General features: G+C 69.4%; 1 protein-coding gene and 1 pseudogene. Both read right to left on the bottom strand.

The features are described 5' to 3' along the window. Positions 1 to 81 (bottom strand): annotated as a pseudogene (locus tag ABD369_RS40120) (roadblock/LC7 domain-containing protein); the annotation flags it as partial. A gap of 1 nt (position 82) precedes the next feature. Then, positions 83 to 3,643: a nitrate- and nitrite sensing domain-containing protein gene (locus ABD369_RS40125; RefSeq protein ID WP_344641583.1), complete on the bottom strand. Its 3,561-nt coding sequence runs from the start codon at positions 3,641 to 3,643 to the stop codon at positions 83 to 85. Positions 3,644 to 4,120 lie beyond the last annotated feature (477 nt).

Genomic DNA, 4,120 nt, shown 5'->3' on the forward strand with positions numbered 1-4,120 from the left:
GTGCGACACCCCGGGGGTGTTGTCCACGAAATTGGTGATCAGCCAGTTCAGGTTCTGTGCGGCCTGGCTCATCTGACTCAACTCAACGCTCCTGGTGGTTCGAGCCGCCGAAGAGATCGGTGCTGCTCTGCTGTCCGTTGCCGGAGCCACCCCGGTCGGGGTCGATCCGGAAGCTCCCGGTGGAGCCGTCGCCGCTCGCGCTGCGGCCCTGCTCGACGCCGCGGCGCAGGTTGGTAAGCCGGCCGCGGACCTCCTCGGGGCTGCGGGAGACCTGCGGGCCGTCCTGCGGCGTCGGCTTGGCGTTGCCCGGGACGAGGTTCTGCTTGGGTACCCGGCGCGGCAGTCCGGAGGGGGTGGTGCCGCCGGCCGAGGGCTCGCGCAGGCGCTCGGCCTTCTGCCAGTCACCGTCGTTGGGCGACTGCCAGGACGCGGCCGGCGAGCTGGTCGGACCGGTCGGGCCGTAGCCACCGAGGGACGACACATCGTGGCCGCGGTTCTCGCCGGAGCCACTGGTGTCCTTCGCACCGGTGAACCAGTTCGGCGTCTCGCCGCCCTGGTCGCCGAAGGCCGACGGGCCGCCGAATCCGCCACCGGCCAGCTGCTGGCCGGGACGCCGCTGCGGCAGGCCCGCGTTCGGGCCCGCGGAGCCGGAGTGCGGCGCGGCCGGCGGCAGCGCGGGCTGCTCGGTCGCGTACGGCTCCGGGCTGTACGAGTGGTCGGCGGGCGCGTCGGCCCGGCCGCCGAACGGCTGGCCCTGCTCGAACTGCTGCCCGCCACGGCCGTACTGGCCCTCGCCGTAGCCGTAGTTGTCGGCGTACTGGTCCTCGCGGTAGGCCTGGGGCTGGAACTGCTCCTGGCCGTACTGCTGCTCCTGGTACTGCGGCTCGGCGTAGCCCGGCCCGCCCTGCTGGTAGCCGTAGTCGTCCGCGTACTGCGGGCGGCCGTAGGGGTCCTGCTGATCGTGCTGCTGGTAGGCCTGGAACTGGTCCTGACCGTACTGGTAGCCCTCCTCGGCGTGCGGCTGGTGGCCGTACGCCTCGGCGGGGGCCGGCGGGACCTCCTCGACCTCGGCCTCGATGATGTCCTCGGCCTCGACCGAATCGGGGGCCGCGTCCAGAGCGGCGCGGCGGCGCTGCTGGTCCAGACGCTGCGAGCGCTGCATGGCCTCCAGTGCGGGGCTGAAGCCGCTGCTGCCGCTGTTGCCGGTCAGGTGGTCGTCGAAGCCGAGCTCGGCGGCGCTGCGCTGGCTCGCCATGGCGTCCCAGGGCTCCGGCGCCTGCTGCGGCTCCTGCTCGAAGATCCGGGAGACGGTGAACTGCTCCTCCGGCTCCGGCGCGTTCCGCATCTGGGTGAGGAACGGCGGGAGCATGACCAGCGAGGTGGTACCGGCGGACTCGCCCGAGGGGCGCAGCTGCACGCGGATGTCGTGCCGCTGGGACAGCCGGCCGACCACGAACAGGCCCATGCGGCGGGAGATGGTGGCGTCGACCGTGGGCGGCTCGGCCAGCTTCTCGTTGATCTCGGCGAAGTCATCGGCGGTGAGGCCGATGCCCTTGTCGTGGATCTCGACCAGCACTCGGCCGTCCGGCAGGCCGGTGGCATTGACCAGGACCCGGGTCTGCGGGCTGGAGAACGTGGTGGCGTTCTCCAGCAGCTCGGCGAGCAGGTGGACGAGGTCGGTCACGGCGACGCCGACGACCTCGGCCTCCGGAATGCCGGAGAGCTCGACACGCTCGTACTGCTCCACCTCGGAGGCGGCGGCGCGGAGAACGTCGACCAGCGGGACCGGGGTGTTCCACTTGCGGCCGCCTTCCTCACCGGCGAGAACGAGGAGGTTCTCACCGTTGCGGCGCATTCGGGTCGCGAGGTGGTCCAGCTTGAAGAGGTTCTCCAGCTGGTCCGGGTCGGCCTCGTTGTTCTCCAGGTCGGTGATCAGCGCCAGCTGGCGCTGGATCAGGCCCTGGCTGCGGCGCGACAGGTTGGAGAAGATCGCGTTCAGGTTGCCTCGGAGCAGGGCCTGCTCGGCGGCCAGCGCGACCGCCTGCTGGTGGACCTGGTCGAAGGCGCGGGCGACCTCGCCGATCTCGTCCTTGCCCCAGAGCGGGATCTGCTCGACGTTGGTGTCCACCCGCTCGGGGTCGGTCTTGGAGAGCTTCTCGACCAGGTCCGGCAGACGGTGGTTGGCGATGTCCAGCGCGGCGGTGTTCAGAACGCGCATACCGAGGATCATCGAGCGGGCGATGAAGCCGGTGAGCAGACCGGCCAGTGCGAGCGCGGCGACCACGATGGCCGAGTTGAGGATCGCGTCGAACTGGGCGTTGTCCCGGATGTCCTGGGTGCTGGAGACGACCTGGTCGAGCAGCGTCTTCTCGGCGCTGCGCAGCGGGTTCAGGTGACTGTTGGTCGCCTGCATCCAGTTGTCGCTGTTCAGGCCTTCCCTGAGGGCGGTCTCGAAGCTGTGGTTGGCCGCGGCCTGGCCGTTGGAGAAGCCCGCGATAGCCGCGTCACTGTACGAGAGGCCGATGTTCATCAGGCCCTGCATGGACGGGATGCTCTGGTCCGGCATGCGCAGCGTGGAGCGTGCGTCCTCGGCGGACTGCGCGACCTGGGCGTCCGAGTAGACCTTGGCGTCCAGCGGGGTGCTACCGGTGGTGAACTCGTTGAGCGCGGTCTGCTCCAGCTTGCTGGAGACCAGCAGGGTCTGGATCAGCTCGCCGTTCTCGTACCGGGTCACCGACTGGGTGCCGATACCGGTGAGCAGGGTGAGCATCAGCGAACGCTGGCTGGAGGCCGAGGCCTTGGCCAGCGACAGGGCGTAGATCGAGCGGCCCTTGCTGGTGACGTCGGAGCTGCCGTAGCCGACGGAGTTGTCGAAGGCCAGCAGCGGGGCGAACAGCGCCGAGTACGCGGCCTGGGTCGCGGTGGCGAACAGCTGGGGCTTGTAGGCGTTGTCCCGCAGGTGCGGGAGGTTGACCACCAGCTGCTGGAAGGCGTCGTTGCGACGGCCCAGGGTGGCGTCGCCGGAGACCTTCTTGAAGGCGTCGTTGTAGGCGATCAGGGCCTTGTCGGTCCTGGCGCGCAGCTTGGGCACCACGCCCTGGTCGTCGCGTCCGGTCATCAGCGGGATGAGCGAGAGGTCGCGCTCGGACTGCAGCGCGTCCGCCAGGTCGGTCGCCGAGCGGGCCAGCTCGGCGGTCTTCAAGGCGTGGTCGGCGTTAGTGAACTCGTCGATCGAGGAGTTGACCCGCAGGCCGCCGAAGACCAGGCCGATGACGACCGGGATCAGCAGGATGGAGACCAGACGGGTCGGTACGCGCCAGTTGCGCGGTATCAGGAAGTCGTACTTACCGGAGCTCTGCCGGAGTTCCTCGGTGGTCTTGGGTGCGCTCGGCGTGTTCGGCCGCGGCCCCTGGGGGCCCTGGCCGCCGCGCTTGCCCGAATCCTTGCCCCTGGGCGCCGGACCCAGCGAGCCCGGGCCACCGGGGCCGCTCAGGATCTGGGGCGCGGGGCCGGGGGACGGGCGGTCCTCACCGGCCGGGGTGAACGCGGAGAACCCGCTCGTCGAAGGCTGGCCACTGCCGACCGCCTCGTTCTCGCGGGGCTCGGGGCGCCGCTGCGGGGTGTTTGGCTGCTTACGCCTCACTCGACAACAACCTCTCGGCCGCCTGGCGGCCATGGATCAATCCAGCGGCTTTCCCCCGCTTGCCGCAGCCCGCTGTGGGTGGAACGTTCCCTGGGTGACTACGGGGTAGCTGGAATTCCAGCACGAGCCGGGAAACGGGACAAACAGTCCTCTGTACGCGATGAGTAAGGAACAAATCGGACATTGAGTAACGATGCTGGCAAAACTCGGGCTAGATGCTGCAGAGCGGGTCGAAATCGCGACTCTGTGTTACTTTTGATCTCCAAATGCCTACCGAACTGTTATCCAGCGCTGTGAACCTGCCCACTCCCCTGTGAAGGGAAGGGGGCAGGTTCGCGCTTTGTGTGTCGGTGACCTGGGCAGATGGTCTGGCCCAGGGTCCCTCCTCATCGGAGGCGGGCGAGGAGAGGGCCCCTCCTCATCGGAGGCGGGCGAGGAGGGCGTGTTCGACGAGGGTGATGAGTGCGCTCTTGGCGC

Origin of the sequence: Kitasatospora cystarginea, from assembly GCF_039533515.1 — a bacterium.
In the GTDB taxonomy this organism is placed as follows: domain Bacteria; phylum Actinomycetota; class Actinomycetes; order Streptomycetales; family Streptomycetaceae; genus Kitasatospora; species Kitasatospora cystarginea.